The 14,969-nt window shown below is 72.6% G+C and carries 18 protein-coding genes; 6 read left to right on the forward strand and 12 right to left on the reverse strand.

From position 1 onward, the window contains the following. Window positions 1–2 precede the first annotated feature (2 nt). The 5 genes from ABD331_RS50525 to ABD331_RS50545 all read right to left on the reverse strand — a co-directional run bounded on the left by ABD331_RS50525 (window position 3) and on the right by ABD331_RS50545 (window position 2,729). The gene (locus tag ABD331_RS50525) at window positions 3–914 is read right to left on the reverse strand and encodes an urease accessory protein UreH domain-containing protein (RefSeq protein WP_344492874.1); all 912 of its coding nucleotides are present in this window, start codon (window positions 912–914) and stop codon (window positions 3–5) included. A gap of 2 nt (window positions 915–916) precedes the next feature. Beyond that, entirely contained in the window at window positions 917–1,117 is a 201-nt protein-coding gene (locus tag ABD331_RS50530) for a hypothetical protein (RefSeq protein ID WP_344492877.1), read from the reverse strand. 117 nt (window positions 1,118–1,234) lie between these two features. Continuing rightward, window positions 1,235–2,011 (reverse strand): class I SAM-dependent methyltransferase, encoded by a 777-nt coding sequence (locus ABD331_RS50535; protein ID WP_344492879.1) that lies wholly within the window; start codon window positions 2,009–2,011, stop codon window positions 1,235–1,237. A 47-nt stretch (window positions 2,012–2,058) separates the two neighbouring features. Then, window positions 2,059–2,529, reverse strand: coding sequence for a Clp protease N-terminal domain-containing protein (locus ABD331_RS50540; RefSeq protein ID WP_344492881.1), 471 nt, complete (start codon window positions 2,527–2,529; stop codon window positions 2,059–2,061). Next, window positions 2,526–2,729, reverse strand: coding sequence for a helix-turn-helix domain-containing protein (locus ABD331_RS50545; RefSeq protein ID WP_080042755.1), 204 nt, complete (start codon window positions 2,727–2,729; stop codon window positions 2,526–2,528). Before ABD331_RS50545 ends, ABD331_RS50540 begins: the two co-directional genes overlap by 4 nt. A gap of 52 nt (window positions 2,730–2,781) precedes the next feature. On the opposite strand from ABD331_RS50545, the gene ABD331_RS50550 reads away from it, so the two are divergent. Continuing rightward, complete coding sequence (locus ABD331_RS50550) at window positions 2,782–4,215, forward strand: FAD-dependent oxidoreductase (protein ID WP_344492883.1); 1,434 nt, start codon at window positions 2,782–2,784, stop codon at window positions 4,213–4,215. Here the strand turns inward: ABD331_RS50550 and ABD331_RS50555 are convergent. Together ABD331_RS50555 and ABD331_RS50560 are read right to left on the reverse strand one after the other, a co-directional pair. Beyond that, window positions 4,196–4,843 (reverse strand): response regulator transcription factor, encoded by a 648-nt coding sequence (locus tag ABD331_RS50555; RefSeq protein WP_344492885.1) that lies wholly within the window; start codon window positions 4,841–4,843, stop codon window positions 4,196–4,198. The genes ABD331_RS50550 and ABD331_RS50555 overlap by 20 nt on opposite strands. Then, window positions 4,840–5,946 carry a sensor histidine kinase gene (locus ABD331_RS50560; RefSeq protein ID WP_344492887.1) on the reverse strand — a complete coding sequence of 369 codons (1,107 nt, stop codon included), beginning with the start codon at window positions 5,944–5,946 and terminating at the stop codon, window positions 4,840–4,842. Before ABD331_RS50560 ends, ABD331_RS50555 begins: the two co-directional genes overlap by 4 nt. A gap of 95 nt (window positions 5,947–6,041) precedes the next feature. On the opposite strand from ABD331_RS50560, the gene ABD331_RS50565 reads away from it, so the two are divergent. Then, complete coding sequence (locus tag ABD331_RS50565) at window positions 6,042–7,769, forward strand: gamma-glutamyltransferase family protein (protein WP_344492889.1); 1,728 nt, start codon at window positions 6,042–6,044, stop codon at window positions 7,767–7,769. Here ABD331_RS50565 and ABD331_RS50570 read toward each other — a convergent pair. Next, window positions 7,759–9,210: a flavin-containing monooxygenase gene (locus ABD331_RS50570; protein ID WP_344492891.1), complete on the reverse strand. Its 1,452-nt coding sequence runs from the start codon at window positions 9,208–9,210 to the stop codon at window positions 7,759–7,761. The genes ABD331_RS50565 and ABD331_RS50570 overlap by 11 nt on opposite strands. A 101-nt stretch (window positions 9,211–9,311) precedes the next feature. Then, window positions 9,312–9,485, reverse strand: a complete 174-nt coding sequence (locus ABD331_RS50575; RefSeq protein WP_344492893.1) for a hypothetical protein — start codon at window positions 9,483–9,485, stop codon at window positions 9,312–9,314. Between the two features lie 105 nt (window positions 9,486–9,590). Between ABD331_RS50575 and ABD331_RS50580 the strand changes: the two genes are divergently transcribed. Then, the gene (locus ABD331_RS50580; RefSeq protein WP_344492895.1) at window positions 9,591–10,376 is read left to right on the forward strand and encodes an SURF1 family protein; all 786 of its coding nucleotides are present in this window, start codon (window positions 9,591–9,593) and stop codon (window positions 10,374–10,376) included. A gap of 2 nt (window positions 10,377–10,378) precedes the next feature. Beyond that, on the forward strand, window positions 10,379–10,690 hold the full coding sequence (locus ABD331_RS50585) for a DUF3817 domain-containing protein (RefSeq protein WP_344492897.1): 312 nt from the start codon (window positions 10,379–10,381) through the stop codon (window positions 10,688–10,690). Window positions 10,691–10,717: 27 nt separating this feature from the next. Here ABD331_RS50585 and ABD331_RS50590 read toward each other — a convergent pair whose 3' ends face one another. From ABD331_RS50590 to ABD331_RS50600, 3 genes are all read right to left on the reverse strand, one after another. Further along, complete coding sequence (locus ABD331_RS50590; RefSeq protein WP_344492899.1) at window positions 10,718–10,909, reverse strand: hypothetical protein; 192 nt, start codon at window positions 10,907–10,909, stop codon at window positions 10,718–10,720. Window positions 10,910–11,013: 104 nt separating this feature from the next. Beyond that, entirely contained in the window at window positions 11,014–12,090 is a 1,077-nt protein-coding gene (locus ABD331_RS50595) for a protein kinase domain-containing protein (RefSeq protein ID WP_344492901.1), read from the reverse strand. A gap of 18 nt (window positions 12,091–12,108) precedes the next feature. Continuing rightward, on the reverse strand, window positions 12,109–12,963 hold the full coding sequence (locus tag ABD331_RS50600) for an arylamine N-acetyltransferase family protein (RefSeq protein WP_344492903.1): 855 nt from the start codon (window positions 12,961–12,963) through the stop codon (window positions 12,109–12,111). Between the two features lie 72 nt (window positions 12,964–13,035). Between ABD331_RS50600 and ABD331_RS50605 the strand changes: the two genes are divergently transcribed. Together ABD331_RS50605 and ABD331_RS50610 are read left to right on the forward strand one after the other, a co-directional pair. Beyond that, window positions 13,036–13,719, forward strand: coding sequence for a response regulator transcription factor (locus ABD331_RS50605; protein ID WP_344492905.1), 684 nt, complete (start codon window positions 13,036–13,038; stop codon window positions 13,717–13,719). Continuing rightward, window positions 13,716–14,969 (forward strand): sensor histidine kinase (locus ABD331_RS50610; protein WP_344492907.1); only part of this gene is annotated, 1,254 nt, incomplete at its 3' end. The genes ABD331_RS50605 and ABD331_RS50610, both read left to right, overlap by 4 nt.

The following is a 14,969-nucleotide window of genomic DNA, read 5'->3' on the forward strand; positions in this document are numbered from 1 at the left end:
CTCTAAGAGAAGTGGATGAAGCCGGTGTACATGCCCATGCCGCAGACGTAGCGCAGGGACCCCGCCGGTTGCGGTGGCAGCCGCACGGTGGCGGGCAGCGCGACGTCGCGCCCGCCGATCGCGACGGTGCCGGTGCAGCCCCGGTCGACCAGCTTGAAGACGACCTGGACGGGCACTCCGGCCCGCGCGGTCACCGTGGACGGCCGGTAGCCGTCGCGGGTGGCGTACACGGTGACGGTGTCCGTTACGTACCCCGGCGCTTCCGGCCGCGAGGGTCCCGTCCCCGACAAGGCGGGCGCGGCGGGGACGGCGAGCCAGCCGCCCAGGTTGACGCCCGCCCCGACCGTCCACAGCCCGGCGCCCACGGCCACCAGCCCGGCCCAGCGGGCCAGCCGGGTCCGGGAGACCCGCCGCAGCACGTACCCGAGCAGCGCGAACGCCGGCGCGGTGCCCAGCACGAACCCGGCCATGGCGGCGGCGCCCGCCAGCGGCGACCCGCTGGAGACGGCGATCATCTCGACGCCGAGCGTCACCCCGCAGGGCACCAGGATGGTGGCCGCGCCGAGCAGCGGTGCCCGGTAGCGGGACGAGGGCGGAGGTTCGGGGGCCGAGCAGCCCGTACGCCGCATGAGCCGGATCGCGAAGCCGACGACCGTGATCCCGGCCATGACCAGCAGCACCGCCCTGGCCTGCGGCGGCAGGCTGACGGCGGAGCCGAGCAGCCCGAGCAGGGCCCCGGCGGCGGTGTAGGAGACCAGCCGCCCGGCCAGGAACCAGCCCACCAGTGCGGGATCGTGCCCCCGGCGGCCGTCTGTCAGGCCCACGAGCAGCCCGCCCTGCGCCGCCGTGCAGGTGGCGGTCCCCGCGAGCAGCCCGGCGGCCACCCCGCCGGCCAGCAGGGTGAGGGTCTGCACGGTCAGTGGGCGAGCGCCAGGTCGTCGAGCGACCCGCTCTTGGCGGCCTCGACGATCGAGCCGAGCTGGTCGAGGCTCATCTCCACGCGCTGCCCGAAGTCGTCCACGATGACGATCCGCCGCTCGGCGGGGGCCGTCTCGTCGAGGAACAGCTCGGGGCACCCGCAACTGCACTGGCCGCAGAACTTGGCGATGGACCGCATCCTCGTCCCCACTCTCTCTCGGGCCGGTTACTCGCAAGGTAACGCGACCCCTTGACTGCGACCAGTGACACTTGTCGCACTGATGGTGACGTTTAGGAAGAACCGCCGCTGTGGCGTTCAGCCGGCGGCGGGCGACCCGATCTCGCCGTCAGGCTTCCGCGCCTCGATCAGGAACCGCGCGGAGTGCGCCACGAACGGCCCTTCGGCGGAGATCCGCTCGTGCAACGCGCGCAGCTTGCCCGCGAAGCGCGAGACCGTGAAGCCGGGCACGATCCAGATCACCTTCCGCAGGAAGTAGATCACCGCGCCGATGTCGCGGAACTCCATCCGCAGCCGCTCGGAGCGCAGGTCCACGACCTCCAGCCCGGCGGACGAGGCCGCCTCCCTGGCGCGGGCGGGGTCGCGGTGGCCGCCGTCGAACGGCCCGAGGAAGTACTCGGTCAGCTCGGCGACGCTCCACGGGCCGACCTGCTGGGAGAGGTACGAGCCGCCGGGCGCGAGCACGCGGGCGATCTCCGCCCACCACGTCTCCACCGGATGGCGGCTGGTCACCAGGTCGAAGGCCGCGTCGGCGAACGGCAGGCGCGGCTCCTCGTCGTCGGCCACCACCCAGGCGCCGCGCGGGCGCAGCCGGGAGGCGGCCAGCCGCAGGTTGGGCGGCCACGACTCGGTGGCCACGGTCACCGGGGGCAGGGCGGGCAGCCCGGCGAGGATCTCGCCGCCGCCGGTCTGGATGTCGAGCGCGGCCCGCGCCTTCGCCATGCGTTCGCCGAGGAGCCTGGCGTACCCCCAGGAGGGCCGCTCCTCGGTGGCCCGGCCGTCGAGCCAGGAGAAGTCCCAGCCGTCCACGGAAACGGTGTCGGCCTCGCGTACCAGCTCGTCGTAGGTGCGCATCCTCCGACCCTGTCAGGAGGCCGCCCGGCCGATCAAGCGGATTTCGATCAGGCGATGCGCTCACGCACGGCCGCGCGGTCGATCCCGAGCTGGTCGATGAGCTGCGCGACGGGGTCGGGACGCTTCTGCGCCAGCAGGCCGAGCGTCAGGTGCCGGGGCGCCTCCGCGTCCCTGGTCTTCACCTTCGTGGCCTTGATGGCGTCGTTGAGCACCGCTCTGGCGCTGGAGGTCAGCGCGGTGGCCGGGACGGCCGGGTGCTTGCGCGGCGTGTCGGGCAGGTCGCCCACCTCCAGGCCGAGCATGCGCAGCGCGGCCCTGTCGAGGTCGTCCAGTGCCGCGCGGGCGGCGGTCAGGTCGACGCCGAGCGCCCGCGCGGACTCCTCGTGGTGCAGGAGGCCGAGCAGCATGTGCTCGGTGCCGAGCCGCCGGTCGCCGCGCAGCCTGGCCTCCTCGAACGCCGCCTTGACGATCACCGTCACGGAGCTCTTCTGCCAGCCGAACATCGTCAGCCCCCTCATTTCCCGTACTTGGCGTGCACCGACTGCCGCGACATGCCGAGCGCGTCGCCGATCTGCTCCCAGGTCCAGCCCTGCTCCCTGGCCAGCGCCACGGACACCGCCTCGACCTGCTCGGCCAGCCGGTGCAGCGCTCCGACCGCGCGCAGCCCCATCGCGGGGTCGTTGGCGCGGATCCGCTCGGTCAGCTCTGTAACGTCCACGGTTGTCAGGCTAGCTTGACAGCGCGAATTTCGTCAATCTAGCCTGACAAACATGGAAGATGTGCTGATCGTGGGGGCGGGCCCCGTCGGGCTGATGCTCGCGTGCGAGCTGAGCCTGGCCGGCGTGCGCCCCGTCGTGCTGGAGAAGAGGGCCGCGCCGGGCGACCTGCCCAAGGCCAACGGGTTGGGCGGCCAGATCGTGGACGTGCTCGACCATCGGGGGCTGCTGGAGCGCTTCAGCGCCGGCAGCCCGTTCTCGGGCCGCGCCGCGGGCTTCCCGTTCGCCGGGGTGCCGCTGCGGTTCGAGGGCATCGACGACATCCCGCTGCGGCTGCTGCTCATCCAGCAGCCCCGGCTGGAGCACCTGCTGGCCGAGCGGGCGCGGGAGCTGGGCGTCGAGATCAGGCGCGGCTGCGAGGTGCGCTCGCTGACGCAGGACGAGGAGGGGGTGACGCTCGGCGCCGGAGACACGGAACTGCGCGCCCGGTACGTGGTGGGCTGCGACGGCGGGCGCAGCCGCGTACGGGAATGGGCCGGGATCGCCTTCCCCGGCACCACTGACGAGGAGGGGCTGGTCGTCGGCCACTTCAAGGCCGACGTCAAGGTCTTCGAGAGCCTGGAGACCGACGGGCTCGAACCCGGCTGGAACCGCACCCCGCACGGCCGGGTGCTGCTCACCTCCCTGCACGACGGCGTGCTCATCGCCGGCGTGCGGGAGCGGGGCGGCCTGCCCGACGGCCCCGTCACGCCGGACGACTTCCACGCGGCCGTGCGGCGCGTGCTGGGCAGGGACCTCCCGCTCGGTGAGCCGATCTGGCTGTCCAGCACGGTCGCCCAGGCCCGGCTGGCCGAGCGGTACAGGGCCGGGCGGGTGTTCGTGGCGGGGGACGCCGCCCACCTGTTCCCCGCGGGCGGCTCCGCGCTCAACGTGGGCATGACGGACGCGGTGAACCTCGCCTGGAAGCTGGGCGGCGTGCTGCGGGGGCGCCTGCCGGACAGCCTGCTCGACACCTACGACGCCGAGCGGCGGCCCGTGGGGGAGCGCACGCTCCTGCACACCAGGGCTCAGGCGGCCGTCGACCGGGTGGAGGGCGAGGACGGGGCGGCGCTGCGCGCGCTGCTCGGCGAGGTGTTCGCCTTCGAGGAGCCCGCCCGACACCTGGCCGGCCTGCTGCAGGACGCCGGCGTTCCGTACGGGCCGGGGGAGCACCCGCTGGTCGGCCGGTTCGTGCCCGATCTGGAGCTGGAGGGCGGCGGCAGGGTGGCCGACCTGATGCGCCAGGCCCGGCCCGTGCTGCTCGATCTGGGAGGCGGGACAGACCTCGACGACGACTGGATCGACGTCGTGCATGCCCGCTGCGCCACCCCGCCCGCCGACGCGCTCCTGATCCGCCCCGACGGCTACGTGGCCTGGGCGGGCGCCGACGGGCTGGCCGAGGCGGCCGGGCGCTGGTTCGGCGCGGGCGTCACAGCCAGCCGGGCTTGACCAGCCCCGACTCGTAGGCGATCACCACGAGCTGGGCGCGGTCGCGCGCGTGCAGCTTCATCATGGCCCGGCTGACGTGCGTCTTCGCGGTGGCCGGCGACATGAACAGCTTGGCCGCGATCTCGTCGTTCGTCATCCCGGTGCCGACCAGCGAGAGCACCTCGCGCTCACGTTCCGTGAGCTGGTCGAGGCCGTCGGCGGTGACGGGCTCCTTGGCGCGGGAGGCGTACTCGGCGATCAGCCGGCGGGTCACGCTGGGCGACAGCAGCGCCTCGCCGGCCGCCACCACCCGCACCGCCTGGATCAGCTCGGCCGGCTCGGTGTCCTTGACCAGGAAGCCGCTGGCGCCGCCGCGCAGCGCCTCGAAGACGTACTCGTCCAGCTCGAACGTCGTCAGGATGATGATGTGCGGGCCGGGCGGCATCCGGCGGGTGGCGGTCAGGCCGTCGGTGCCGGGCATGCGGATGTCCATGAGGACCACGTCCGGCTGGTGCTCGCCCGCCAGCCGGACCGCCTCCGCGCCGTCGGACGCCTCGGCCACCACGGTCATGTCGGGCTGGGCGTCGAGCAGCGCCTTGAAGCCCGCCCTGACCAGCGCCTGGTCGTCCGCCAGCAGAACCTTGATCACGACGTCTCCTCGGGTAGGGGCAGCCGGGCCTCGACCTGGAAGCCGGCGCCGGAAGGCCCGGCGACCAGCGTGCCGCCAAGCGCGGAGACCCGCTCGCGCATGCCGGGGATGCCGTTGCCGCTGCCCGACTCCGACAGCGCGCCTGGAGCGCCCGAGCCGGTGTCGGCGACCCGCACGGTCAGCTCGCGCTCGCCGTACTCCAGCCGCACGTTCACCGCCGCGCCCGGCGCGTGCCTGGCGGCGTTCGTCAGCGACTCCTGGACGATCCGGTACGCCGCCCGCTCCACCTGCGACGGCAGCGGACGGGAGCCGACGCGCCTGACCGTGACGTCCTGCCCGGAGCGCTCGATCAGCTCGTCGAGCCGGTCGAGCCCGGCCGTGGGGGACCGGGGAGCGCCCTCGCGCAGCACGTTCAGCACCGAGCGCATCTCGCCGAGCACCTCCTTGGAGGCCGTCTTGATCGTGGCCAGGGCGGTTCTGGCCTGCTCGGGGTTGGCGTCGATGAGGTGCAGCGCGGTCGAGGCCTGCACGTGGATGAGCGAGATGTTGTGCGCCAGCACGTCGTGCAGCTCCTGCGCCATCGTCAGGCGCTCCTCGCTGGCCTGCCGCCTGGCCTCCTCCTCCGCGACCCGCTCCCGCTCGGCCCTGCGCTCCCTGACGGTCCTGACCAGCTCGGCCACGACCATCAGCAGCATGATGGAGGTCAGGATCCACACGCTGTGGAAGACGTCGCGGTTGCCGACCATCCAGGCGTAGGCGAGGAACGACAGCAGCGTCATCGCGGCCATCACCCAGGCCATCAGCCTCCTGCCGCGCAGCACGAGGAGGACGAGCAGGACGGCGGGGCTGATGAAGCTGGGGCCGTAGGCGTACCCGCCGATCAGGAACAGGTCGCAGGCGGCCAGCCCGGCGGCGGTCGTGAGCAGCGGGTAGCGGCGGCTCAGCAGCACCGCCAGCGGGCCGACCAGCAGCAGCCCGATCGCGTAGAGGTCGAGCGGCTCCCGCACCTCCCGCTGCCCCCACGAGGCGCCCCTGCCGATCACCATCTGGGCGACCGCCACGATCAGGGCGAGATAGGGGTCGAACCCGAGCTTCCTGCGCACGCCACCCACGCTAGATCACCCCTTCTGACCAGCGCATCATCCCTATGTGTGAGGAGGCCCTACCACGACGGGCGTACCTGGGCCATCGTGGACGCATGCGCCGTGCGATCATTCCCGCAGCAGCAGTCCTCGTCTCGCTCGTGCCCGCGCCCGCCGCGCTGGCGCAGCCCCCGCAGAAGGTCCCCGTCGCCGAAGGGTACGGCGGCGCCGTGGCCACCGTCGACCTCGACGCCAGCAAGGCCGCCATCTCCGTGCTCAGGAGGGGCGGCAACGCCGTGGACGCCGCCGTCGCGGCGGGCGCGGTGCTGGGCGTCACGGAGCCGTACTCGGCCGGCCTGGCCGGCGGCGGCTTCATGGTGTACTACGACGCCAGGCAGCGCAAGGTGTTCACGATCGACGGGCGGGAGACCGCTCCCCAGGCCATGACGGCCACCTCGCTGGAGGGCATCCCGTTCGAGGAGGGCGTCACCAGCGGTCTGTCGGCGGGCGTGCCTGGCACGGTCGCCAACTGGGACCTGGCCCTGCGCAGGTTCGGCACGCTCTCGCTCAAGCAGGCGCTCCAGCCCGCGATCGAGGTGGCCGCCAAGGGCTTCGTGGTGGACCAGACGTTCTACGACCAGACCGACGCCAACGCCGCCCGCTTCAAGGACATCGCCTCCACGGCGAAGCTGTACCTGCCGAACGGCGCCCCGCCGCCCGTCGGCTCGGTCTTCAGGAACCCCGAGCTCGCCGCCACCTACCGGGAGCTGGGCAGGCGCGGCCCCGGCTGGTTGTACGGCGGCCGGCTCGGCGAGGAGATCGTCGCCACCGTCAAGAACCCGCCGGTCACCCCCGGCAGCACCCGAAACGTCAGGCCGGGTCTGATGGAGCTGTCCGACCTGCGGGCCTACCGCGCTCTCATGCGCGAGCCCACCAAGATCTCCTACAAGGGCCTGGACGTGTACGGCATGGCCCCGCCCTCCTCCGGCGGCTCCACGGTCGGCGAGGCGCTGAACATCCTGGAGGCGCTGCCGCGGGTCGGCCTGCACGAGTACCTGGAGGCGTCCAGGCTGGCCTTCGCCGACCGCGGCAGGTACGTCGGCGACATCCCTGGCGTGCCGCTGCGCGAGCTGCTGTCCGACGGGTTCGCCAAGGAGCGGGCCTGCCTGGTCGGCGACACCGCCATGCCGCACCCGGCCGCGCCCGGTCAGCCCGACGGCTCGTACGAGGGCTGCCCGCCCGCCACCGGCGCGGCCACCCCGGTCGCCCAGGAGGGCCCGGAGACCACGCACCTGGTCGTCGCCGACCGCTGGGGCAACGTGCTCGCCTACAACCTGACCATCGAGTCGACCGGCGGCAACGGCATCGTGGTGCCGGGCCGCGGCGTGCTGCTCAACAACGAGCTGACCGACTTCACCTTCGGCCCCGCCCCCGGCGACCCGAACCTGCCGGGCCCCGGCAAGCGGCCGCGCTCGTCGATGGCGCCGACGCTGGTGTTCGACGACGGCAGGCCGGTTCTGGCGGCCGGCTCGCCCGGCGGCTCCACGATCATCACGACCGTGCTGCAGATCCTTCTCAACCGCTACGAGTTCGGCATGAGCCTGCCCGACGCGCTGGCCGCGCCGCGCGCCACCCAGCGCAACACCGCGCAGACGCAGGCCGAGCCGGCGTTCCTGGCCAGGTACCAGGCGGAGCTGGAGGCCAAGGGGCACTCCTTCGCGCCGAACCCGGAGATCGGCGCCGCCACGGCGCTGGAGTTCCTGGGCAGGAACCGGATCCAGGCCGTGGCCGAGCCGTCCCGCCGGGGCGGGGGCAGCGCGATGGTGGTCTCCGCTAGTAGATGAGCTCGTAGGCGCCGGGCTTCACCCTGCGGGTGCGCGCCCAGTACTCGAAGGAGAAGCCCGGCCAGATCGTCCGGTTCACCCCGTGCTCGTCCAGGTACCAGGAGTGGCAGCCGCCCGCGTTCCAGACCAGCGGGTCGAGACGGGCCCGCAGCCGGTCGTTGAACGCCCGCTGCGCCTTCGGCCGCACGTCCACGGCTCTGGCCTGGGTGCGGGAGAGCAGGCGCAGGCATTCGACGACGTAGCGGGCCTGCGACTCGATCATGAAGACGACCGAGTTGTGGCCGAGCCCGGTGTTGGGGCCGAGGAGGAAGAACAGGTTCGGGAAGCCCGCGGTCGTGATGCCGAGGTAGGCCTCGATGCCGTCGCGCCAGGCGTCCTGGAGCTTCAGGCCGTCCCTGCCGATGATGCGCTGGTCGGTGAGCGCGTCGGTGACCTTGAAGCCGGTGCCGTAGACGATCGCGTCGGTCTCGCGCTCCGCCGTTCCCGCGACGATCGAGTGCTCGCGTACCTCGGTGATCCCGTCGGTCACCAGGGAGACGTTCTCCCTGGTGAGGGCCGGATAGTAGTCGCTGGAGATGATGATGCGCTTGCAGCCGATGAGGTAGTCGGGGGTGAGCGCGCGGCGCAGCTCCGGGTCGGGCACCTGGGCGCGCAGGTGGCGCAGCGCGAGGTGCTCGTGGGCCTTCATCAGGCGCGGGTCCACGGCGAAGCCGAGCGCCCTGGTCTCCAGGGCCCAGTAGATGCCGCCGCGCAGGGTCCTGGCCATGCCGGGCAGGCGCAGCAGCCGCCGGGCGGCGGGGGAGAAGGCGAAGTCGGGCTTGGGGTGCAGCCAGGGGGCGGTGCGCTGGTAGACGGTGACGTGCCCGGCGGTGCGGGCGAGCTGGGGGACGAACTGGACGGCGGAGGCGCCGGTGCCGATGACGGCCACGCGCTTGCCGGTCAGGTCGGCCGAGTGGTCCCACTCGGCGGAGTGGAAGGCGGGGCCGGCGAAGCTCTCCCGCCCCGGCAGGTCCGGAAATTTCGGGACGTGGAGGGCGCCGATGGCGGAGACCACGGCGTGGGGGCGCAGGGTGTCGCCGTCCTGCGTGGTGACCGTCCATGACCTGGCGGCGTCGTCGTACTCCATCGAGACGACGTGCTTGCCGTACCTGATGTGGGGGGTGATGCCGTACTTGACCAGGCAGGCCCGCAGGTACGCCTGGATCTCCTCCTGCGGCGAGAACATCCGCGACCAGTCGGGGTTCAGCTCGAACGAGTACGAGTACATGTGCGACGGCACGTCGCAGGCGCAGCCGGGATAGGTGTTGTCGCGCCAGGTGCCGCCCGGCTCCACGGCCTTCTCCAGGACGACGAAGTCGTGGTAACCGGCCTGTTTGAGGTTGACGGCCATGCAGATCCCGGCGAATCCCGACCCGACGATCACGATCCCTGGCTCACCCACGGGCTCCTCCCGGACTTATTAGACAATGAGTCCAATGTAGCCGTTGCCGGGAACGACGAAAACCCGCCACGGCTCCGCGGCGGGTGAAACTGTCGGCGGTCTTACTGCAGCAGCAGGAAGGCGGCGACGCCGATGATCACGATGGCGGCCACGACCGCGATGATGGGCAGGAGAGGCGACTTCTTCGGCTTGGCCACGGACTCCTGCTCGCGCGCGTTCGCGAACGCGCGAAAGGCCTGGGTGTTGCCCGCCGGGTCGATGTGCTGGTCAGACATGGGCAGCAGCCTAGCGTGCTCGCCTGCGACGTTTGCGTCTTTTGGTGGGATCCATAGCGATGGGCTGATTAGGGGACCACCCCACCCGCCAAGTAGCTTGGAAGCATGCTCAGGACCCTGTTCTCGCCCCGCCTCGTGGGGCTGCACCTGCTCACGATCGGGGTCCTGGTCTCGTTCATCCTGCTCGGGCGCTGGCAGCTCGGCGTCTTCCAGGATTCGGGAAAGCCGCGTGTCTCCACCGACCCCGAGCCCGTCGCGGTCACCACGCTCGCCAGGCCGGGCGCCCAGCTCGACGGCGAGCACGTCGGCCGCAGGGTCACGGCCGAGGGCGCCTACGAGGCCGACCGGCAGCTCCTGGTCGCCGACCGGCAGGCCGACGTCGACGCTCCCGGCGGCAACGTCTCGCGTGACGAGGGCTACTGGGTGCTCACGCCGCTGCGGCTCGACGACGGCACGCTCATGCCGGTGGTGCGCGGCTGGGTCTCCCAGCCGGGCGACCCCGCCGTGGCGGCCGTGCCGCAGGGCCGGGTCACGGTGGCCGGGCGGCTACGGCCGCAGCAGGGCACCGACAGCGTGCAGCGGCGCGCCGAGGGCCTGCCCGCCGGCCAGGTGCAGACGGTCTCCACGGGCGAGCTGGTCAACCTGTGGGCCGGGCAGCGGGTCCGCACCGGCTTCGTCGTCGCGCAGCCCGCCTCCGGCTCGCTGGCGCAGGTCAAGGTGGCTCCGCCCGTGGTCGGCGGCACGCTGACGTGGCGTAACCTGGCTTATGCCGCCAACTGGTGGATCTTCGCTGGATTCGCCGTCTTCATGTGGTTCCACTTCGTACGCGACGCCGTGCGGAGCGACCGGGACCGCGGCAAGTCGTCCCCTGAGATGGTTCTGGAAGGTTAACGGTGGAATCGGCTCTCAAGCCCTTCCGGGTGCTCGCGTACGTGGTCGGGGTCATGCTGCTGGTGCTCTGCGTGGGCATGGTCCTTCGGTACGGCTTCGGCGAGGACGCCATGTCGAAGATCATCGCCCCCATCCACGGCGGGCTCTACATGATCTACCTGATCGCGGTCATGAACCTGGGCATGAAGGCGCGCTGGTCGTGGCCGTACATGGCCGGGGTCATGCTCGGCGGCACGGTGCCGTTCCTGTCCTTCTACGTGGAGAGAAGGGTGACCCAGCGCGTCCAGGGCGCGCTGGCGGCGGCGGAGGCCTGAGGCCCCCGCCGCTAGGCAGGGCCCGGATCAGTTTCCGATGCCGCGCCTGCGCGCCCTCTTGAGCCGCTCGCGCTGCGACGGGTCGAGCATCAGGTAACCGACCACCGGGGCGGCGACCACGCCGAGGACGACCAGCAGGGTTACCCAGCCGGGAAAGATGAGCCACGAGAGCAGGACCGCGACGCCTGCGCCAATCGCGTACTTCTGTATTGGCGACATCCTCAACATCCTCCGAACGCGGAGCGCGCGCCCCGCCTCTCCCACATTCTGCGTCGCCTGTCCAACGGGTGAACCCTCCGCGAGGTTCCGTGTCGCGATGTATCTCAAATGTTGTGCGGGTCGCGGGCCACGATCGCGAGCAGTTCGCGGCGCACCTCGTCCGCTGCCGGGCGCTGCGACGGGTCGCCCGACAGCAGCCTGAGCAGCACGGGAGCCAGCGCGCCCGCCCTGGTCAGCGGCGCCCCCGGCGCGGGCGGCGAGCCCTCCGCGGCGGTGAAGAGCGTCGCGCCGAGCGACCACAGATCGGCCGCCCGCGTCGCCGCGCCCTCCGGCGCCGTGTACGCCGGGAGCGTTCCCGACCTGGGCAGCGGCAGCAGGCACGCCTTCCCCGAGGCGTCCACCAGCACGTTGCCCGGCTGCACGCCGCCGTGGAAGCCGCCGCCCGCCACCAGCCGGTCGAGCACGGCCAGCCCGATCGCCGCCACCCGCGCCGGCGGCAGCGGGCCCGACGCCTCGATCACCGCGTCCAGCGGCCGGTCCACGGCCAGCCGGTCGAGCGTCTCGCGCACCACCTCCACCGGCGGCGGGCCCGCCGGATGCAGCATCGCCCTGATCAGCGACCTGAACGGGTCGGCGCCCGCGGCCGGCACCTGGCCCGGCGGCCGGCCCTCCACCGCGAAGTGCAGCGTGGCGGCCAGCGACCACAGATCGGCGGAGGGCAGCATGCTGAGGCTGGGGAACCCGAACCCCGCCAGCATCGCCCGCCCCGTCGCCGTGAGCAGCACGTTGCCGGGATCGACCCGGCCGTGCACGATCCCTGCCGCGTGCGCCTCGCTCAGCGCCGCCAGCACGCAGACCCCTGCCCTGGCCGCCTGCGCCACGGGCAGCGGGCCGCGCGAGCGCACCGCCTGCTCCAGCGACACCCCCGACACGAACTCCATGACCAGCCACGGCGCGCCGTTCTCGATCAGCACGTCCAGCACCCGCACCACGGACGGATGCCGCAGCCCCGTGGCCCTGCGCGCCTCGAACAGCGCCGAGTCGCGCAGCTCCGGCGGCACCCGCAGCTCCCTGACCGCGACGTCACGATGCCGCGCCTCGTCGAACGCCAGACGCACCGACCCCGCGCCCAGCGGGTTGAGCAGCCGGTAGCGGCCGCTCAGCCGCCTCGTCTCACCCATGCGACACGCACGCCGGCTTCATGCCGCGCCGCCCGCCAGCCAGCTCTCGTGCGCCTCCGACACCTTGCGCCAGAGCTTGTCCTTCTCCCCGGCGCTCACGTCGTCGAGCGGCAGGACGAACACGTCCGCCAGCGCCGCGTAGTAGTCGCGCGCCGTGTCCAGCGTCACCGAGTGCGCGCCCCTGCCCAGGCGCGTCAGTGACAGCCCGCGCAGCGAGTCCACCCCGTACGCGTCCCGCCGCTGCACCGTCGCCACCCGGACGAACCCCGACGTCGGGGACGTGCTGAGCTCCCGATGCTTGTCGGCGAACACCGACATCTCCACCGCCGACAGCCCGAAGTCCATGCCCTCGAACGAACCCGCCGGATCGTGGTCGAGCCGCCAGCCGCCGGGCACGACCTCCGACGGCCGCAGCACGTACTGGAAAGGGCCCTGCCGGTACGTGCCCGCCACCAGCGGCAGCGGCTCGTGCAGCGCGTCGCCCAGCCCCAGGTCCGCCAGCCACTCGCCGCCCGGATTGCCGTCGGAGGGCAGGCCGCGCACCGTCAGCACCAGATGGTTGCCCGTCAGGCCCGGCTCCTTGCCGCGGCCCTGTACGCCGCCGTAGTGCCGGGTCACCTGGTAGCCGAGCGCCCTGGCGAGCTGCGAGAACGCGCCGTTCAGGTGGTAGCAGTAGCCGCCGCGGCCCCCGATGATGCGCTCGGCGGACTCGACGGGATCGACGGTCGTCGGGCGGCCCAGCCAGATCTGCAGCGCCTCGTACGCGACCTTCTCGACGTGCGCGACGTGCAGCGCGCGCAGCGACTCGGCGCTGGTGGGGGCGGTGAGCAAACCGGGCAGGCCGAGACGGCGGAGGTAAGCGGCGGTGTCCACCCGCCAAGTCTGCACGGTTTGTGCACGGATTTGGGAGTGTCGTCTGCACAGGGCGCTTCTAGGCTTTCGTACGTGGCAGAGCAGCGACGCATCCTCGTGGTCGAGGACGACGTGACGATCGCGCTGGCCGTACGCAACCGCCTGGCGGCAGAAGGCTTCGACGTCAGGGTGGCGGGCGACGGGCAGGACGCCCTCGTCCAGTACGGCAACGCGGAACCGGACCTGGTGATCCTCGACCGGCTGTTGCCGGGGCTCGACGGCCTGGAGGTGTGCCGCAGGATGCAGGCCGCCAGGCCCGTGCCCGTGCTCATGCTGACCGCACTCGGCGACGAGACCGACGTGCTCGTCGGCCTCGGCGTCGGCGCCGACGACTACCTGGCCAAGCCGTTCAGCATGCGCGAGCTGGTGGCCAGGATCCACGCGCTGCTGCGGCGGGTCGAACGGGCGGCCCAGCTCGCCGCCGAGGACACCGTGATCAGGGTCGGCGAGGTCGAGATCGACACCGCCGCCCGCCGCGTCTTCGTGGCCGGGGCCGAGGCGCAGCTCACCAGGACCGAGTTCGACCTGCTGCGCCGCCTGGCCGAACGGCCAGGACAGGTCTTCGAGCGCGACCGGCTGCTGTCCGACGTCTGGGGCTTCTCCGAGGCGGCGGCCACCAGGACCGTGGACAGCCACGTCCGCGCGCTGCGCCGCAAACTCGGCTCCGACGTCGTCCGCACCGTGCACGGCGTCGGCTACGCCCTGGTGCGGCGATGAACCCCCTCGACTTCCTCGGCCGGATCAAGGTCAAGCTCGGCATCGTGATCGTGCTCGCCGTCGGCACCGCCTTCGTGGTGAACGAGGTCGGCATCAACTCCGGCTTCTCCCGCGAGGTCCGCATCGCCGTCGCCGTGATCCTCGCCTTGATCATGGTGCAGGTGCTGGCCATGGGCATGACCAAACCGCTGCGCCAGATGGCCAGCGCCGCCCAGACCATCGCCAAGGGCAGCTACACCCTGCGCGTCAACGCCACCTCACGCGACGAGGTCGGCGAGCTGGCCAGGGCGTTCAACGCGATGGCCGCCGACCTCGGCGAGGTCGACCGGCAGCGGCGCGAGCTCGTCGCCAACGTCAGCCACGAGCTGCGCACCCCCATCACCGGCCTGCGCGCCGTCCTCGAGAACGTCGTGGACGGCGTCTCCGCCGCCGACCCCGTCACCATGCGCACCGCGCTCGCCCAGACCGAACGGCTCGGCCGGCTCGTCGCCCAGCTCCTCGACCTGTCCCGCCTCGACTCCGGCGCCCGGCTCATCGAGGCCGAGGCCGTCGAGCTGGCGCCGCTGATCGAGCAGGCGGTGCGCGAGGTGTCGCTGGCGCGCGAGGACGTCGTCATCCGGCCGTCGGCCCCCGCCGACCTCGTCGTCCGCGCCGACCCCGACCTGCTCGCCCAGGTGCTGGCCAACCTGCTCGACAACGCCGTACGGCACAGCCCGCCCGGCGGGGTCGTGACCGTCATCGGCACGGCCGAGGGCAGCGAGGTGCGGGTCGCCGTCGCCGACCAGGGGCCGGGGATTCCCGCCTCGGCTCAGGGGCGGGTCTTCGAGCGGTTCTCCCGGCTCGACGCCGGGCGGGCCGCCGACGCTGGTGGGGCGGGGCTGGGGCTGGCCATCGTGAAGGAGATCGTCGAGCTGCACGGGGGGTCCATTCGGATCGACGACTGTTCGGGGTGCCGGATGGTCGTCGCGTTACCAGGGAGGACGACGATGGCGGATGGTGTGACCGGTGAGGCTGTCAGTTCGCCACCGGTGTCCGATGAGAGCGGCGCCGCGCTGGGTGAAGGCGTTCCCGCCGACCTGGCTGCCGGTGCTGCGGTGAGTGGTGCTGCGGTGAGCGGCCTGGCGACCGCGGCTGCGGCGACCGAGGCCGCGGCGAGTGGCGCTGACGCGAGCAGGGGCGTGGCGGGCGGCGCCACAGCGGGCGGCCTGACGGCGGCGGGCGGCGTGGCGGCGGGCGCCATCGCCGCGTGC

Source organism: Nonomuraea monospora (genome assembly GCF_039531895.1).
GTDB lineage: Bacteria > Actinomycetota > Actinomycetes > Streptosporangiales > Streptosporangiaceae > Nonomuraea > Nonomuraea monospora.

Excerpts from the sequence above, each read along its gene's own strand:
- ABD331_RS50550 (WP_344492883.1), top strand. The coding sequence starts at position 2,782 with ATGGAAGATGTGCTGATCGTGGGGGCGGGCCCCGTCGGGCTGATGCTC.
- ABD331_RS50575 (WP_344492893.1), bottom strand. The coding sequence starts at position 9,485 with ATGTCTGACCAGCACATCGACCCGGCGGGCAACACCCAGGCCTTTCGC.
- ABD331_RS50540 (WP_344492881.1), bottom strand. The coding sequence starts at position 2,529 with ATGAGGGGGCTGACGATGTTCGGCTGGCAGAAGAGCTCCGTGACGGTG.
- ABD331_RS50565 (WP_344492889.1), top strand. The coding sequence starts at position 6,042 with ATGCGCCGTGCGATCATTCCCGCAGCAGCAGTCCTCGTCTCGCTCGTG.
- ABD331_RS50595 (WP_344492901.1), bottom strand. The coding sequence starts at position 12,090 with ATGGGTGAGACGAGGCGGCTGAGCGGCCGCTACCGGCTGCTCAACCCG.
- ABD331_RS50535 (WP_344492879.1), bottom strand. The coding sequence starts at position 2,011 with ATGCGCACCTACGACGAGCTGGTACGCGAGGCCGACACCGTTTCCGTG.
- ABD331_RS50530 (WP_344492877.1), bottom strand. The coding sequence starts at position 1,117 with ATGCGGTCCATCGCCAAGTTCTGCGGCCAGTGCAGTTGCGGGTGCCCC.
- ABD331_RS50590 (WP_344492899.1), bottom strand. The coding sequence starts at position 10,909 with ATGTCGCCAATACAGAAGTACGCGATTGGCGCAGGCGTCGCGGTCCTG.
- ABD331_RS50580 (WP_344492895.1), top strand. The coding sequence starts at position 9,591 with ATGCTCAGGACCCTGTTCTCGCCCCGCCTCGTGGGGCTGCACCTGCTC.